The organism is Bradyrhizobium tropiciagri, assembly GCF_018130545.1.
Taxonomy (GTDB): Bacteria; Pseudomonadota; Alphaproteobacteria; order Rhizobiales; family Xanthobacteraceae; genus Bradyrhizobium; species Bradyrhizobium tropiciagri_A.
On record NZ_JAFCKF010000010.1, the window covers coordinates 191,590 to 207,853 of the forward strand.

Annotated in this window: 14 protein-coding genes; 7 read left to right on the plus strand and 7 right to left on the minus strand. The window is 62.1% G+C overall.

Annotated features, from left to right (window positions below):
- The first annotated feature begins 51 nt into the window (after positions 1 to 51).
- From JQ616_RS34700 to JQ616_RS34730, 7 genes are all read left to right on the plus strand, one after another.
- A complete protein-coding gene (locus JQ616_RS34700) occupies positions 52 to 1,659 on the plus strand; it encodes a carboxyl transferase domain-containing protein (RefSeq protein ID WP_212022659.1) in 1,608 nt (535 codons plus the stop codon).
- A gap of 16 nt (positions 1,660 to 1,675) precedes the next feature.
- On the plus strand, positions 1,676 to 3,676 hold the full coding sequence (locus tag JQ616_RS34705) for an acetyl/propionyl/methylcrotonyl-CoA carboxylase subunit alpha (RefSeq protein ID WP_212022660.1): 2,001 nt from the start codon (positions 1,676 to 1,678) through the stop codon (positions 3,674 to 3,676).
- A gap of 45 nt (positions 3,677 to 3,721) precedes the next feature.
- Positions 3,722 to 4,474, plus strand: a complete 753-nt coding sequence (locus JQ616_RS34710; RefSeq protein ID WP_349630084.1) for an enoyl-CoA hydratase/isomerase family protein — start codon at positions 3,722 to 3,724, stop codon at positions 4,472 to 4,474.
- A gap of 92 nt (positions 4,475 to 4,566) precedes the next feature.
- Positions 4,567 to 5,769, plus strand: a complete 1,203-nt coding sequence (locus JQ616_RS34715) for an ABC transporter substrate-binding protein (RefSeq protein ID WP_212022662.1) — start codon at positions 4,567 to 4,569, stop codon at positions 5,767 to 5,769.
- Between the two features lie 106 nt (positions 5,770 to 5,875).
- Positions 5,876 to 6,670, plus strand: coding sequence for an enoyl-CoA hydratase/isomerase family protein (locus JQ616_RS34720; protein ID WP_212022663.1), 795 nt, complete (start codon positions 5,876 to 5,878; stop codon positions 6,668 to 6,670).
- A gap of 3 nt (positions 6,671 to 6,673) precedes the next feature.
- Positions 6,674 to 7,492: an SDR family oxidoreductase gene (locus tag JQ616_RS34725; RefSeq protein WP_212022664.1), complete on the plus strand. Its 819-nt coding sequence runs from the start codon at positions 6,674 to 6,676 to the stop codon at positions 7,490 to 7,492.
- A gap of 82 nt (positions 7,493 to 7,574) precedes the next feature.
- Positions 7,575 to 7,994: a DUF2000 domain-containing protein gene (locus tag JQ616_RS34730; RefSeq protein ID WP_212022665.1), complete on the plus strand. Its 420-nt coding sequence runs from the start codon at positions 7,575 to 7,577 to the stop codon at positions 7,992 to 7,994.
- Positions 7,995 to 8,514: 520 nt separating this feature from the next.
- On the opposite strand, the gene sfnG is transcribed toward JQ616_RS34730, so the two are convergent.
- From sfnG to JQ616_RS34765, 7 genes are all read right to left on the minus strand, one after another.
- Positions 8,515 to 9,600 carry a dimethylsulfone monooxygenase SfnG gene (sfnG, locus tag JQ616_RS34735; RefSeq protein WP_212022666.1) on the minus strand — a complete coding sequence of 362 codons (1,086 nt, stop codon included), beginning with the start codon at positions 9,598 to 9,600 and terminating at the stop codon, positions 8,515 to 8,517.
- Positions 9,601 to 9,616: 16 nt separating this feature from the next.
- Entirely contained in the window at positions 9,617 to 10,408 is a 792-nt protein-coding gene (locus JQ616_RS34740; RefSeq protein ID WP_212022667.1) for an ABC transporter ATP-binding protein, read from the minus strand.
- Between the two features lie 32 nt (positions 10,409 to 10,440).
- On the minus strand, positions 10,441 to 11,790 hold the full coding sequence (locus JQ616_RS34745; RefSeq protein WP_212022668.1) for an ABC transporter substrate-binding protein: 1,350 nt from the start codon (positions 11,788 to 11,790) through the stop codon (positions 10,441 to 10,443).
- A gap of 81 nt (positions 11,791 to 11,871) precedes the next feature.
- On the minus strand, positions 11,872 to 12,939 hold the full coding sequence (locus JQ616_RS34750; RefSeq protein ID WP_212022669.1) for a branched-chain amino acid ABC transporter permease: 1,068 nt from the start codon (positions 12,937 to 12,939) through the stop codon (positions 11,872 to 11,874).
- A gap of 3 nt (positions 12,940 to 12,942) precedes the next feature.
- Positions 12,943 to 13,824 carry a branched-chain amino acid ABC transporter permease gene (locus JQ616_RS34755; protein ID WP_212022670.1) on the minus strand — a complete coding sequence of 294 codons (882 nt, stop codon included), beginning with the start codon at positions 13,822 to 13,824 and terminating at the stop codon, positions 12,943 to 12,945.
- A gap of 7 nt (positions 13,825 to 13,831) precedes the next feature.
- Entirely contained in the window at positions 13,832 to 14,602 is a 771-nt protein-coding gene (locus JQ616_RS34760) for an ABC transporter ATP-binding protein (protein ID WP_212022671.1), read from the minus strand.
- A gap of 6 nt (positions 14,603 to 14,608) precedes the next feature.
- Positions 14,609 to 16,030, minus strand: coding sequence for an LLM class flavin-dependent oxidoreductase (locus tag JQ616_RS34765; protein ID WP_212022672.1), 1,422 nt, complete (start codon positions 16,028 to 16,030; stop codon positions 14,609 to 14,611).
- Positions 16,031 to 16,264: the final 234 nt, after the last annotated feature.

Here is a 16,264-nt window from a genome sequence, read left to right on the forward strand (position 1 = left end):
TCGCGGCAAGCCATCCATCGGCTTGCCCCACAGCCGCCAGGACCTCCCGCAATGGCAATCATGAAATCGGACGTCGTCACCTCGACCGAGGAATACGCCCGCAACCGCAGCGCCTATGCCGAGCGTGTTGCGGATCTCAGGCGGCGCCGCGCTGCGGCAGCGCTCGGCGGTCCGGAACGGGCGCGCAAGCTTCACAAGGAACGTGATCAGCTGCTGCCGCGCGAGCGGATCGCGGCACTGATCGATCCCGGATCCCCATTCCTCGAATTCTGTCAACTGGCCGGCGAAGGCCTGTACGAGGGCGTGCCGCCCGGCGGCAGCATCATCACCGGCGTCGGAATGATCTCCGATCGTCCCTGCATGATCATCGCCAACGAGCCTACCGTAAAGGGCGGCACCTACTACGGTATCACCTGCAAGAAGCATGTTCGTGCGCAGCGCTTCGCCTGGCAGCACCGCCTGCCCTGCGTGACGCTGGTCCAATCCGGCGGCGCCAACCTGCCCGACCAGCCCAATATCTTCCCTGACGATGGCCAGTTTGGCTCGATCTTTTACAACCAGGTCAGAATGTCGGCTGAAGGCATCCCGCAGATTGCGGTGGTGCACGGTCCTTCTACCGCCGGAGGAGCCTACATTCCCGCCTTGAGCGATGAGACCGTGATCATCCGAAACCAGGGCGCCATGTTCCTCGGCGGGCCGCAGCTGGTCTATGCGGCAACTCGCGAAGAGGTCGGCATCGAGGCACTCGGCGGCGGCGAGATGCATAGCCGGGTGAGCGGCGTCACTGATCATCTCGCCGAGAACGACGCCCATGCAATTGCCATCACGCGCGAGATCGTCGCCAGTCTCGGCGAGATTCCGCGGCAAAGCCGAACCGTCGCTCCGGTGCGTGCACCACAATTCGACCCCAACGAAATCTACGGCCTGATCAGTTCGGATCCACGCATTCCCACCAATAATCGCGACGTCCTTGCGCGTCTCGTAGACGGCAGTGAATTCCACGAGTTCAAGCCGCTTTATGGCGATACGCTGGTGACCGGCTTCGCACGGATCATGGGCTTCGAGATCGGCATCCTCTGCAATAACGGCGTCCTGTTCTCCGAAAGTGCGCTGAAGGCCACGCACTTCATCGAGCTGTGCTGCAAGCGCGACATTCCGCTGCTGTTCATGGCCGACGTCACGGGCTTCATGGTTGGCCGCGAAGCCGAGGAAGGCGGCATTACCAAAAACGGCGCGAAGATGATTACGGCAATGGCGAGCGCCAACGTCCCGAAATACACGCTGATCATGGGCAATGCCTACGGCGCGGGTTACCTCGCCATGTGCGGCCGGGCGTTCCGGCCGAACGCCATGATGATGTGGCCAAATGCCCGTTCCGCCATCATGGGTCCCGACCAGGCCGCGACCACGCTCGCGATGGTTCGTGACGAGGTGCACAAACGCGAAGGCACGACCTGGAAGGAAGGCGAGCGCGAGGCCTACATGACGCCGACCCGGCGGACATTCGAGGATTTCGCCAATGCCTACAATTTCGCCCGCAACACCTGGTGCGACATGGTGATCGATCCGCTCGAAACCCGCAATGTGATGGCGCTCTTACTTGACCTCGCCGGGCGCGTCCCGCGTCAGCACACCGATTTCGGCGTGTTCCGGATGTAGATGCAGGGGATCCGCGATGTTCAAGAAAATTCTGATTGCCAATCGAGGCGAAATCGCCTGCCGCATCGCCCGCACCTGCCAACGCCTCGGCATTGCGGTGTCCACCGTGCACTCCACCGCAGACGCCGACGCCCTGCACGTCAAGACCATTGGTGAATCCATCGAGATCGGGGGCGCGCCGGCCTCGGAAAGCTATCTGCGGATCGATGCCGTCATCGCCGCCGCGAAAACCACCGGCGCGGAGGCGATCCATCCCGGGTTCGGCTTCCTGGCCGAGAATACGGACTTTGCCCGGGCCGTCGAAGCCGCCGGTCTGGTATTCATCGGACCGACGCCGGAAACCATCGAGCGGCTTGGCGACAAGGCATCCGCGAAACGGGAAGCCATCGCCGCCGGCGTCCCTACCATACCCGGCAGTGAAGCGCCGAGCGAAGATCGCCTCGAAGTCGAACGTTTCGTCCGCCGGCTCGACCTTCCCGTCATGCTCAAGGCCGCGGCCGGCGGCGGCGGCAAGGGCATGCGGGCGATCTCGACCTACGACGGGCTTGGCGACCAAATCGAGTCCGCGATGCGCGAGGCACGGAATGCCTTCGGTAACGCAGGACTGATCGTCGAGAAGCTGATCCTGGAGGGCCGACACATCGAGGTGCAGATCGCGGGCGACGGCGACGGCAACGTGATCCACCTGTTCGAACGTGAATGCACGCTGCAGCGTCGCCACCAGAAGCTGATCGAAGAAGCGCCAGCCGCCAACCTGCCTCCCGCCCTTCGCCAACGCATCCTCGACGACGCCGTCCGACTTGGACGCAAGCTCAGATATCGTGGTGTCGGCACGGTCGAATTCATCGTCAGCGGCACCGACTACTACTTTCTGGAGGTCAATCCCCGGCTCCAGGTTGAGCATCCGGTAACCGAGCTGGTCACCGGCATCGACATCGTCGAGGCGATGCTCCGCATTGCCGCCGGCGAAGGACTCCCTGCGAAACAGGGCGAGGTAGTGTGCCAGGGCCACGCGGTGGAGGCGCGCATCTGCGCCGAAGATCCGAATGACAACTTCATGCCGTCCACCGGCGAGCTCGCTTACGTCAGGTTCCCGTCGGGCGACATCCGCGTCGAGACTGGTGTCGAAAGCGGATCGACCGTTACGCCCTATTACGACTCAATGCTCGCCAAGCTGATTGCTCACGCCACTACTCGTGATCAGGCGCTCGACCAGCTTGATCGCGCACTCGGCGAGACCTCGGTCTTCGGCGTCATCACCAACCGGGATTTCCTCCGCCGATTGATCGCTCTGCCCGCGACCCGGGCCGCGACGTTTCATACCCGTCTGATCGACGAACGGATCGACACGCTTGCGACCGCCGCCGGCGGCATTGACTCCGAAGCGCTGGCAGTTGGCGCGTATTTCTGGATGAAGCGGCAGCGCGCTGCCGCTTCCGGCAATCCCTGGCAGTCCAGCAGCCTGACCGGCTGGCAGATGGCGGCTGCCGATGACGGCTTGTCACCGATCCCCATTCTCCACCTCGAGACCGCAGGCGACAGCGCGGAGATCCGCTTTGCACCCTTGCACCCAGACGGCTCGATGCTGATCGGCGTGGACGATGCCAGGATTCGGGTGCAGCTTTCGCCGCTTGCCGATGACATGTTCGCTGCCGCAGTCAACGCGCGCTGCGAGACGGTGCGGATCACCCAGAAAGACCATGCGATCTTCGTGCACGATCCGCGCCGCGCCCATACCATGACCGCGATCCCCTACCTCAGATACATCAGCGCCAGCGCCGAGATCAGCGGCGAGCTGCGCGCGCCGATGACCGGCGTCGTGCTGAAGATCGACGTCACGGTCGGCAGCCGCGTGAAGGCAGGCGATCCGATCGTCGTCATGGAATCCATGAAGATGGAATTGCGCATCGCCAGCGAGGTGGACGGTGTGGTGACCGCCGTCCACTTCAAACCCGGCGATACCGTCGAGCGAAACGCCGTCGTCGCCATCGTCGAGCCCGAACTCATCCCACAGTAGCCGCCTTATGAACGATCAGGACAGCATATGTTGCGATTAGGAAGCGTGAACTACGACGTCCGCGGCAAGGTCGCGATCTTGACGCTCGACGAACCGGAAAAGCTGAACGCACTGACCACCGGCATTCGCGCAGGCATACGAGAGGGCCTGCAGCGGGCCGACAAGGACGATGGGGTACGTGTCAGCATCATCACTGGTGCCGGCGGCAAGGCATTCTGCGCCGGCGCCGATATCGGTACCTTCGATTTCGATCCGGAGAAAGTGCGCGCCTTCTTCATCGACGCCATGGAGGTCCTGAGCGCTCCGGAACGCGCACTCAAGCCGGTGATCGCTGCCGTGAACGGGATCGCCTATGGCGGTGGATTCGAGCTTGCCATCGCATCCGACTTCATCCTGGCGGCCGAGAGTGCCCGCTTCGCCGTACCCGAGATCAAGCTAGGCCTATTGCCTGGCTTCGCTATCGTGCGCCTCCAGGACATTGTTGGGCGCGCGAAAGCCAAGGAGATGAGCATGCTTGGCGATCCCGTCAATGCCACCGAAGCAAGCCGCCTCGGGATCGTATCGCGCGTCGTTCCCGACGAACGCCTTCTCTCCGACGCAATCGCGTTCGCGGAACGCATCGCCTCACAGCCGCGCCTTGCCGTGCAGATGGCCAAGTCCTTCTACAATCGCGGTCTCGGCGGCGACGAGATGCGCCACGCAATCGACGGGTTTCCGTTCCTCCTGACGCACGCCGATGCACGCGAAGGCATCAACGCATTTCTGGAGAAACGCTCGCCACGTTTCGAAAACGGGTAGCTGCAACATCCGCGATTACGCATCGTCGCGCAGACATCCTGCCCGCGCGACCAACACTCCACTGTCCAATAGAAGAAAATGAGGGAGAACACGTGAAGAGGACTTTCCTGGCCTTCGCCATCCTGGTTGCGGCAGCGTCGACCGCCTCGGCCCAAATCTCGAATGATGTGGTCCGGATCGGCGTGCTAACGGACCTTTCAAGCTGGGGACGCGACAACAGCGGTCCCGGCTCGGTCGAGGCGGCAAAAATGGCCGTTGAGGAGTTCGGCCCGACGGTACTCGGAAAGCCGATCGAAATCGTGAGCGCCGACCACCAGATGAAGACCGACGTGGGCCTGCAGATCGTTCGCGACTGGTTCGACAACGGCAAGGTCGACGCAGTCGCCGACATTCCGAACTCGGGAATTGCGATAGCCGTTCACAATATGGTGCGGGAGCGCAACAAGATTGCGCTGCTCTCCGGCCCGGGCGCGAGCTCCCTGACCGACGAGCTGTGCAGCCCGAACACCGTCCATTTTTCCTATGATACCTACGCGCTATCCAAGGTGACCGCGTCGGCGGTGATCAAGGAGGGCGGCAAGTCCTGGTTCTTCGTCACCGCCGACTATGCCTTCGGACAGCAGCTTGAGAAAGACGCGACGCGCTTCATCAAGGAGCTGGACGGCAAGGTGCTGGGCAGCGTGCGGCATCCGACCAACACGGCCGACTTCTCGTCGTTTGTACTGCAGGCGCAGAACTCCAAGGCGGATGTCGTAGCATTTGCCAATGCGGGCCAGGATACCGACAATGCCATCAAGCAATCCGGTGAGTTCGGCCTGGTTCAGGCCGGCCAGAAGCTTGTTGGCCTGCTGATGTTCGATACCGACGTGCACGCAGTCGGCCTGCAGGCGGCACAAGGTACTTATATGACGACGGCCTCCTACTGGAACATGGATGACACGACCCGCGCCTGGTCAAAGCGGTTCTTCGCCCGAACCAACGTCATGCCGACCATGATCCACACCGGCGTCTATGGCTCGGTGCTGCACTATCTCAAGGCGATCAAGGCCGCCGGCACCGATGATCCTGCCGCGGTCATGGCCAAGATGCGCGAACTTCCGGTCGAGGACACCTTCGTACACGGCGGCAGGCTGCGCGAGGACGGGCGGGTCATCCGTGACATGTATCTGGCGCGCGTGAAGAAGCCGCAAGATTCGAAGGAGCCGTGGGACTATCTCGAGATCGTCAAGACGATCCGGGGTGAGGACGCCTATCGGCCGGTCAGCGAATCGAAGTGCACGCTTCTCAAGAAGTGAAGCGATCTGATCGGCGCAAGAGAGAGCGAAGGCCGCCGCCTGACCGAACGGACCTTCGGGGGCGGGCAAGGTAATCATCGCCGAACATCGGAAGGACGATCAGTTCATGAGCACGGCATCATCACCAATCGAACTCGTCGTCGCCGACGGGATCGGGACGATCTGGTTGAACCGACCCGAGCGAGGCAACGGGATCGAGCTCGAGTTGGCGACGGCACTCAGGACGGCGACCTTGGACCTCGAGCGTGACGCGAGCGTCAAGGTCGTAGTCATTCGAGGCCGCGGCGCGCATTTCTCGGTCGGCGGAGATCTTCGAGCTTTCTCTGCTGCCGGCGCCACGTTCCCGCGACTAGCCACGGACATCATCACTTCTTTCCACGACGCACTCCTTTCACTGAGGCGTTCAGGAAAGCCGGCTATCGCCGCGGTCCATGGGGCTTGCGCCGGCGGAGCAATGTCTCTGGCGTTGGCCTGTGATTTCGTTCTGGCCGCCGAAACGGCACATTTTTCAGTGGCGTACCGACGGCTGGGCGTTCCAGCCGATGGCGGCTTGACACACTCGCTGACGTCCCTGGTGGGGCCGAGACGAGCGCTGGAGCTGATGCTCCTCTCGGATCGCATCAACGCAAGCGAGGCCCTGTCGCGCGGGCTGATCACAAGAGTATGTGCGGAGCGGGAGCTCGAGGCCGAGCTGACCGGAATGGCGCAAGCGCTAGCCGATAATTCACCCGCCGCAAGCCGTGCGGTGAAGGCCCTGATCTGGCGCGCCGATACCGCAACCTTCGATGAGCAACTGTCAGCAGAGCTTGCTTCGTTCGTCGACTGCGCCTCCTCGGCGGACTTTCGCGAGGGCCTGAAGGCGTTCAACGAGAGGCGGCCGCCGGTTTTCGGAGGAGAATGAGAAATGGGATCCCTGGACGGTAAGGTCGTTTTCATTACAGGCGCGAGTCGCGGCATCGGCCGGGAGATCGCGCTCAAATTCGCACTGGAAGGAGCTCGAATTGCGCTGGCGGCCAAGTCGAGCGAGCCCCACCCAACCCTTCCCGGAACGATCCATACGGTGGCTGAGGAGATCCGTCGACTCGGTACCGATGCCCTTCCCCTCCGCGTCGATGTGCGCGACGCAGACGCGCTCGCAAACGCCATCGAAAGGACGGTCCAGGAATTCGGCGGGCTGGACATCCTCGTGAACAATGCCAGCGCCATCAGTCCGACCGGACTGCTCGATACGCCGGCCAGGAAGTTCGATTTGCTGAGTGCGGTGAATGGCAGGGCAACCTACATCTGTGCCTATCATGCCGTACCGCATCTGAAGCGATCGTCAAATCCCCACGTCCTCACCTTGTCGCCGCCACTACCGAAGTCGGCAATCTGGCTCGGCAAATATCCCGCATACGCCACCTCGAAGTACTGCATGACCATGTACACGCTGGCACTGGCCGAGGAATTTCGATCGTTTGGAATTGCCGCCAATGCTCTTTGGCCAAAGACCATGATCGCAACCGACGCCGTGCGCGTGCACTACGAATCGGATTATCGCCGCAGCCGCTCGCCTTCAATCATGGCCGATGCTGCACACTTCATCGTAACCCAAGACAGTCGCGAATTGTCGGGCAGGACTTTGATCGACGAGGAGGTTTTGCGTTCGCAGGGTGTCGACGACCTGTCAGTTTATGCAATTGATCCAGCCAGCCAGCTGGCGCCAGACATCTTGATCGAATGACGGCCGTAGCCGTCAGGGAGAGCTTCCCGGCAGGGACGCATGGAAGGACTGGGACTTATCCGGCTGCAGGAATGATTTCATAATGAATGCCGTCAGCGCGCGCATCGCCATTATCGTGAATCCAGCCCTGCCGCTTGGGTTGATCGCGAACACAGTTGCAGCCTTGAGCATCGGTATCGGCGCAGCGGAGCCCGATCTTGGAGGAACCCGCTTGACCGACGGCAACGGGCTCACTGTCCGGACCAGTGCAAACCGTCCAGTACCAATTCTGCAAGCCACGCCCGAAGCGCTGTCCGCCCTGCTGACGCGCGCGCAGCCATTAGTGAGCGGCGCCGTTTTGGTACCTTTTCCGCAATTCGCCAGGGCGCTGCATCGCTTTGAGGATTATCTCGCTGAATTTCCCCTGCGCTCACTCTCGAACGAGATTATTGACGGCCTGGGCTTCTACGGACCTGAAAAATGGGTTCGGTCGCTGACGGGCAATTTGAAGCTCTTGCGCTGAAGATGCCGCTCGTTGCCGACCTCAAGGAAAGCCGTGTGACATCAATCTCCCGGGATTTCGACCGGTGGCCGGCCAGCCCGCAGACCTTCCCGGGCCGAAGCTGTCCTCATCACGGTGGGAAAACTTTTGCGCTAGTCAGCCTGGTCGTCTTGTAGCTCCGACCGCCATGGACGGCGCGCAGCTTTCATGCCCAGCCGATCATCTCGGCCAAAATTAACGGCGTCGATCCTCGACGTGGCTCACGTGTAGCGCTGTCGGCAGTCGCGACCGTGGTGCGCTAGCGTGCCTGCTTACGTTGAATGTTGTGAGATTATTCTTGATGTCACGGTGCACACGTCGTGCACACGCCGCCTCCTAACCGGTTGAAAAACCTGAGCTCTCGCTCCAATCCATGATGGGCCAATTTGAGCTAACTCACGCCAAAGAGGCCACCCAAGAAACAACCAATGCCCGCGAGGGATACCGAGGCTAACTCTTCAGATCGACAAATCGGGAGGCGCCGCCTGCTTGATCGGCAGGTTCAAGCAGGCTCATGCTCGTGGGTCCGGCTGGCGTTGGCCGAATTCAACAACGGAATCACCTCGCGGCCGAACGCCGGCAACTCGTCGGTGAAATTCAGGAATGCGCAAAGGATCATGTCGACGCCGATCGCCTCATAGGCACGGATGCGCTCGGCGATCAGCTCAGGCGGCCCGAACAGGCGGGTCTTGAAGCCGTCGTTGGGCTGGACCAGGTTGGCGTGGCTCGAATCCGCCCACATTCCGATCTTCTCCGCAGTCGATGCGCCGGCCTGCTTGACCTGGTCGGCGAAGGCCTGAACGATCTCGGGATCGGCGCCGGCGATGATCGCTTCGAGCTGCTCCAGCGCTTCCCGTTCGGTCGGCCGCTGGATGATGAAGCCGTTGAGCCCGAACTTGACGGTGCGGCCTTCCGCCTTGGCCAGTGCGCGGACGTCCTCGATCTGCTGCTTGGCACCCTCCACCGTGGTGCCGTTGAGAAAATACCAATCTGAATATTTTGCGGCCATGCGGCGCGCGGCCTTGGAATTGCCGCCCTGGAAAATCTCCGGGTATGGCTGCGAGATCGGCCGCGGTTTCAACCAGGCATCATTGATGCTGTAGAAGTCGCCCTTGAAGGTGAAACGGTTCTGTGTCCAGAGGCCCTTGAGCACCTGGATGAACTCTTCCGAGCGGCGATATCGTTCGTCATGCTCCAGCCAGGGCTCGCCAAAGGCGCGAAACTCATCCTTGAACCAGCCGGTGAGGATGTTGATTGCAAACCGCCCCTTGGAATAGACGTCGATCGTGGCGCCCACCTTCGCGATCATGGCCGGATGCCAGAAGCCGGTGTGAATCGCGCTGATCAGCTTCAGCCGCGAGGTCTGCGCGGAGAGCACTGCCGTGCAGGTGATGGCCTCCTGCTGCAACTCCCAGCCATGACTCGCGATGAAGCGCGCCGGCGCCAGGCCATATTCGAAGCCGAGTTCCTCAGCCTCGCGGGCGAGAGCAGCATTGTAGTCGAGCGTCCAGTCGGTACGCTGCGGAACATTGCTGATGACGAAACCGCCACTGCCGAGCGGCATCCAATATCCGAAACGAATTGCCATGACGCGCTGCTCCTGCTCATGCGACCGGGGTTTGGATCGGCTCCGCGGCGGCCGATCCCGCGGCCGCGGTCCCCAAATAGAATTCGGCAACGTCGTCCCGGCCGGCGAGCTCAGCCGCGGTGCCTGATGCGGCGACCCTGCCGTTCTCGAGCACGTAGCCGTGATCGGCAAATTGAAGAACGAGATGGGCGTTCTGCTCGGCCAGCAGAAAGCTGACGCCCTCGTTCCTGTTGAGATCACGGATGATGTGGAAAATCTCCTCCACGATGATCGGCGCGAGGCCCATCGATGGCTCGTCGAGCAGCACGAGGGTCGGGCGCGTCATCATCGCACGCCCGATCGCAACCATCTGCTGCTCGCCGCCCGAGGTCAGGCCGCAACGCACGCCACGGCGCTGCTTGAGCCTTGGAAACCAGTTGTAGATGCGTTCGAGGTCGTTGGTGAGTTCACGGTGGCTCGGCCTGCGCACGAACCCGCCGCTGAGAAGATTCTCCTCGACCGTAAGCTGGTGAAAGATGTGGCGGCCCTCGAGAACCTGGACCACGCCCCTGGCAACAAGGTCGGCGGGGTCAAGCGTTCCAGTGATCTCGCCGCGCCACGTGATGGACCCACGGCTCAAGTGGCCGCGCTCGGACCCGAGCAGGTTCGAGATTGCCTTCAGCGTGGTGGTCTTCCCGGCGCCATTGGCGCCGAGAAGAGCAACGATGTATCCCTCTTCGACCCTGAGCGAGACGCCGCGCAAGGCCAGGATCGCCTGACTGTAGAGGACCTCGATGTTATCGACTTCGAGAAACTTCGACGTGGTCATGCCGATCCCTTCAGCGATCCTTCAGGGTAATATCAGTTGGTTGCATCGCGCGGCGTGATGCCCTTTTCCCTGGCGTAGGCGGCGGCGCGCTCATAGATCAGCGGCAACAGCAACTCCCGGTCGGATTTCACCCAGCCGTTGGACACCACGTTCCACTTCTCGCCGTCCCATTGCAGCACCTTGCCAGCGCCACCGCCCTCGTGGTCCTTTGCCGAGAGCTTCAGCGGCTGCTGAAGACCGGTGGCGCCGATTTCCGCAAGGCGCTCCTCGGAGAGGTCGAGATGCTCGAGGCCCCACTGCGCTTCCTCGCCATTGATCGGCCGCACGCCGAAATGCGCCTGCGCGGTCCGGATCGCCTCCACCGCGACGATTGCCTCGTCCACGCCGGAATTGTAGTAGACCGAGCCGAAGCTCTTCGGGTCCTTGAGATCGCTGAGGCCCTTGTCGAGAATGTGCTTCTTGAGCTTCTGATGGATCTCGAAATTCGCGCCGGCGGGGAATGGCGTGATTGCGAGATAGCCCTTGGCCACGGCGCCAGCGGGACGAACGTCCTCCTCGGAGCCCGACCAGATCCCGCCGATGATGTGATCGACCGGAAAGCCGACCTTGGCGGCGGTCTTGATCGCAACCGGCGTCATGACGCCCCAGCCCCGCAGGAACACCCAGTCCGGCTTGAGCTGGCGAATCTTGGCCCATTGCGCCGATTGTTCATTGCCGGGATGCGGCACCGGAATCTGGATGTCCACGAAGCCATAGGTCTTGGCAAGATGCGCAAGTGGGACCTGCGTCTCCTTGCCGTAGGGCGAGTCATGATAGACGGTCGCGATCTTGAGGCCTTTCAGCTTGTCCTTGCCGCCGACCTTCTCGGCGATGAAATTGACCGCCGAGGAAGCCTCGCTCCAGAAGCTGAAGACGACCGGGAAGCTGTACGGGAACACCCGCCCGTCGATCGCCTCGGTGCGGCCATAGGCGATCGTGACCAGCGGAATCTTGTCGGCCACCGATTTCTCGGTCAGGGCCTTCGAAATCGGATCGCCATGCGGCAGGAAGATCGGCACCGGCGAACCGTTCTTGCCCGCCTTCACCCGTTCATAGCACTCGACGCCCTTCTCGACTTCCCAGTTGGTCTCGCACTCGTCCCAGACCAGCTTGATGCCGTTGATGCCGCCTTCGACCTCGTTGATGTAGCGGAAATAATCGATCTCGCCGGCCCAGACCGGAATGCCGCTCGATGCGTAGGCGCCGACGCGAAACGTCGCGAGCGGGAAGTATTGTGTTTTCGCCTCTTCCGCCGACGCGCCGGCGCCGACGGCTGCCGACAGAACGACTGCCGCCAGCCCGATCGCCTTGGTTATGATCCGTTTCCGTTTCAGCAAAGACATCTGCTTACCCTCCATTTGATGCAGAATTCAGGTTTGGCCGTGCGTGTCCCTCACACCCACGGATGATGATTGCGCTGCTTGCTAACGGTCGACGCGCGAGGTCAGCTGCGTCCATGCGCGCGACAGCAGCGCTGCGAGCCCTCTCGGTTCCTTGATCAGGAACCAGACGATCAGCGCGCCGAACAACGCCTTCTGAAGATTTTCGAGTTGACCGGCATCGACCGCGCCTCCGAACAGTCCGCCACCGAGGTGATCGAGCAGGATCGGCAGCAAGATCATGAAGGCGGCGCCCAGATAGTTGCCGCTGATGCTGCCCATGCCGCCGATGATGATCGCAAACATCACCTGGAACGAACGATCCAGGTTGAAGCTGCGCGCATCGACCGTGCCGAGATAGGCAAAGGCCCACAGCGCCCCCGCGATTCCGATCACCAGCGAACTGACGAAGAACGCCTTCAGCTTTCCCGCGGATACTGGAATGCCGATCACCGCAGCCGCGGTATCCATGTCACGGATCGCCATCCAGGTCCGGCCGGTCTGACTGCGGACCAGCCGCGTCGCGACGACGGTGACGACGACGACGGTGGCCAGCGTCAGGAAATAGCGACCGGTCGGGTTCGAGAGATCATGGCCGAAGATCGCAAGCCGCGGCGCCGAGATCGAGCTGGAGGTCGAATAGTTCGAGAACCAGCCATACTGATTGAACAGCCATTCGAGCAGAAACTGCGTCGCCAGCGTCGATGCGACGAGATAGAAGCCCTTGATCCGCAGGCTCGGCAGCCCGGCGACGATCCCCACGAGCCCGGAGATGATGCCGCCGAGCAGCAGGCTGACCGGCAGCGGCAACTCCGGCAGGCGCAGCAACAGATTGTATGTCGCATACGCACCGACCGACATGAACCCGCCGGTGCCGAGCGAGGCCTGACCGGCATAGCCCATCAGCAGGTTCAGCCCCAGCGCAGTGAGCGACATGATCAGGAATGGAATCAGGACGGCATTGAGCCAATAGTCGTTGGCCACCAGCGGAATGCCGAACAGTGCCGCAAGCAGCAGCACCGCAGCGCCGACACGCAGCCGATCCCGCGTCGCCTGCGCGGTGTTATCAGCCGCACTAAACCCTTCGATGGCGTCGGTGCCGATCGCAGACATGCATCAGATCCTTTCGATCGGCGCTTCGCCGAACAGGCCGGCCGGACGAACCAGCAGGAAGGCGACCGCGAGCACATAGGCAAACCAGGTCGACACGCTGCCCCCGAGCAGGCTTCCAAGATAGATTTCAGCAAGGCTGTCGCCGGCACCGACGATCAGCCCGCCGACGATCGCGCCTGCGATCGACGTGAAGCCGCCGATGATGAGCACCGGCAATGCCTTGAGCACGACGAGAGTGAGCGCGAACTGCACGCCCTGGCGCGCGCCCCACAGCAGACCTGCAATCAGCGAGACGAAGCCGGCAACGCCCCACACGATCTGCCACAGCGTCTGGAGCCGGATCCCGATCGAGAGCGCGGCCTGGGGATCGTCGGCGATCGCACGCAATGCGATCCCGACGCGCGTCTTGTTGAAGAAGATCGAAAGCGCGATCACCAGAAGGCCGGCCGTGCCCGCCGCCGCCAGGTCGAACTGGCTGACCTGGACGCCGCCGATCTCGATCGGCGTATCGACGATGCCGAGATCGAGTTCGTGCACGCTGGCGCCCATCACGATCTGCGCGACGCCTTCGATCACGAAGGAGACACCCAGCGTCGCCATGAACAGCGTGATCTGCGGCCGGTTGACCAACGGCCGCAGCACGACGCGTTCCACCGCGATTCCGAGCGCCACCATCACCGAAAGCGTGATCAGCGCGGCAAGCCAGAAATCGAGGCCCTTGTCGCGCAAAGTGACGAAAGTCAGCGCCGCGCACAGCACCATCGACCCCTGCGCGAAATTGAAGACGCCGGACGCCTTGAAGACCAGCACGAATCCGATCGCGACCAGCGAGTACATGACGCCCGCAAGCAAGCCGCCGACCAGCGTTTCAACGAAGAAGCTCATCTGGACCTCAATGTGCCGTGCCCAGATAGGCGGCGATCACGTCCGGGTTCTTGCGCACCTGCTCCGGAGGGCCGTCGCCGACCTTACGGCCGTAATCGAGCACGACCACGTGATGCGAGAGCCCCATCACGACGCTCATGTCGTGCTCGATCAGCACGATGCTGGTGCCGAGGCGCGCATTGGTCTCAAGGATGAAACGGCTCATCTCCTGCTTTTCGTCCTGGTTCATCCCGGCCATCGGCTCGTCCAGTAGCAGCAAGTCAGGCCCTCCGACCAGCGCACGCGCGAGATCGACCCGCTTCTGAACGCCGTAAGGAAGCGTCGCGACCACTCTGTCGCGGTGCCTGCTCAGGTCCAGAAAGGCGACGATCTCATCAACCCGCCGATTGAACTCGCGCGACTCGCGCCGGTCACGGCCGATACCGAAGGCATGCTCGACCATGCTGGAGCGGCAATGCCGGATCAGTCCGGCCAGCACGTTGTCGAGGACGCTGAGGTGCCGGAACAGCGCGTTGTGCTGGAAGGTGCGGCCAATACCCAAATGCGCGGCTTGCGCCGGTCGAATACGGACGAATTGCTCACCATTGAAGGTGATGCTGCCGCCGTCGGCCCGATACACCCCGTTGATGATGTTGAGCAACGAGCTCTTGCCGGCCCCGTTCGGACCGATCAGCGCGCAGATCTCGCCGCGTCCCACATCGAAACTGAGGGCATTGAGCGCCTTGATCCCCTTGAACGACAGCGAGACGTCACGCAGCTGCAGGATAGGTTCGGCCATTGTTCATTACGCCTCGACGGGCTGCCGCGAAGCGACACCGGCCGCCTCGCGCTCGCGGCGCTTGACGGCCTCAATGTCGCGATAGGCCGCAGCGGGATGGCTCGACGGCAGGTAGGGGCCATCTCCAAACAGCTTCTCCCGCAAAGTGCCGGGATGATAGCCGGTCGGATAGACACCACGCTTCTGCAGCTCCGGGACCAGCAGATTGACAACGTCCTCGAAGGTCTCCGGCGTCACCGCATAAGCGAGATTGAAGCCATCGACGTCGGTCTCCTCCACCCACTGCTGCAGGATATCGGCCACCGTCGACGCCGAACCGACGAACACCGGGCCGAGCCCGCCGATACCGCCCCAGCGCGCCAGTTCCTCGATGGTCCAGGACTTGCTGCCACTGGCGAGATTGTCGACGACGGAAACGATCGCATTGGTCTCGACTTTCCTGACCAGATCGGTCGGCGCGTACTGCCCGAAATCGATGCCGCTCCAGCCGGACATGAACACCAGCGCGCCGTCATAGGAGGCGTATTGCTGATACTCCCTGAACTTTGCCTCGGCTTTGGCGTCGGTTTCATCGACGATCACCGTGACCAGATTGTAGGTCAGGACCTTGCGCGGATCGCGGCCGGCTTCGGCCGCGAGCCGCCGCACCTCGGCGACGTAGGACTTCAGAACCGGCTTGATCGGAGCGGCGACAAACACGCATTCGGCGTGCCCGCCAGCAAAGGCCTTGCCGGCGCCGGATGCACCGGCCTGATACAGCACCGGCGTCCGCTGCGGCGACGGTTCGCAGAGATGATAGCCCGGCACTTCGAAGTATTTTCCCTTGTGCGCGATCTCGTGCACTTTCGAAGGGTCGGTGAATATCCGCTTCCCGGCATCGCGCAGAACGGCCCCCTCCTCCCAGCTGCCCTCGAGCAACTTGTAGAGCACCTCGGTATATTCGGCCGCTACTTCGTACCGGTTGTCGTGACGGCGCAGCCCGCCCTGGCCGATGTTCTTGGCGCCGCTCTCCAGATACGAGGTCACGATGTTCCAGCCGACACGCCCCTTGCTGTGATGGTCCGCGGTCGAGAGCCTGCGCGCGAAAGTGTAGGGATGCTCGAATGAGGTCGATGCCGTGATGCCTATGCCGAGATGCTCGGTTGCGAGGGCAATCGGCGCGACCAGTTGCAAGGGGTCGTTCACGGGGATCTGCGCTGCCTGCTCCAGCGCATGGAACAGGGAGTTCTTGTAGACGTCATAGTAGCCGATCACATCGGCGATGAAGATGCCGTCAAATATCCCTCGCTCCAGCGTTCGCCCGAGATCCTGCCAATAATCGAGATCCTTGTACTTGTAGGAACGATCTCGCGGATGCGCCCAGACACCCGGAGATTGATGGCCGACGCAATTCATGTCGAACGCATTGAACCTGATCTGTCGCGCCATTCACACATCTCCGTTGCGTCGCTCAGCACGACACCGTTGGCTCATTCGCGCGACATCTCGCCACAAGACGCGATCAATCGTCCATTGCGTTTATCAATCCCTTTCGAGACGCATCTTTCGTCGCATCTCGCTGCGAGATGAAAAACTCACTCTTGGCTTAATCCAACCTGACATCAGGGGCGCGGCGATGCAGAACGGTCGAACGATGCCGCGGCGACAACTCGCTTCGATTCG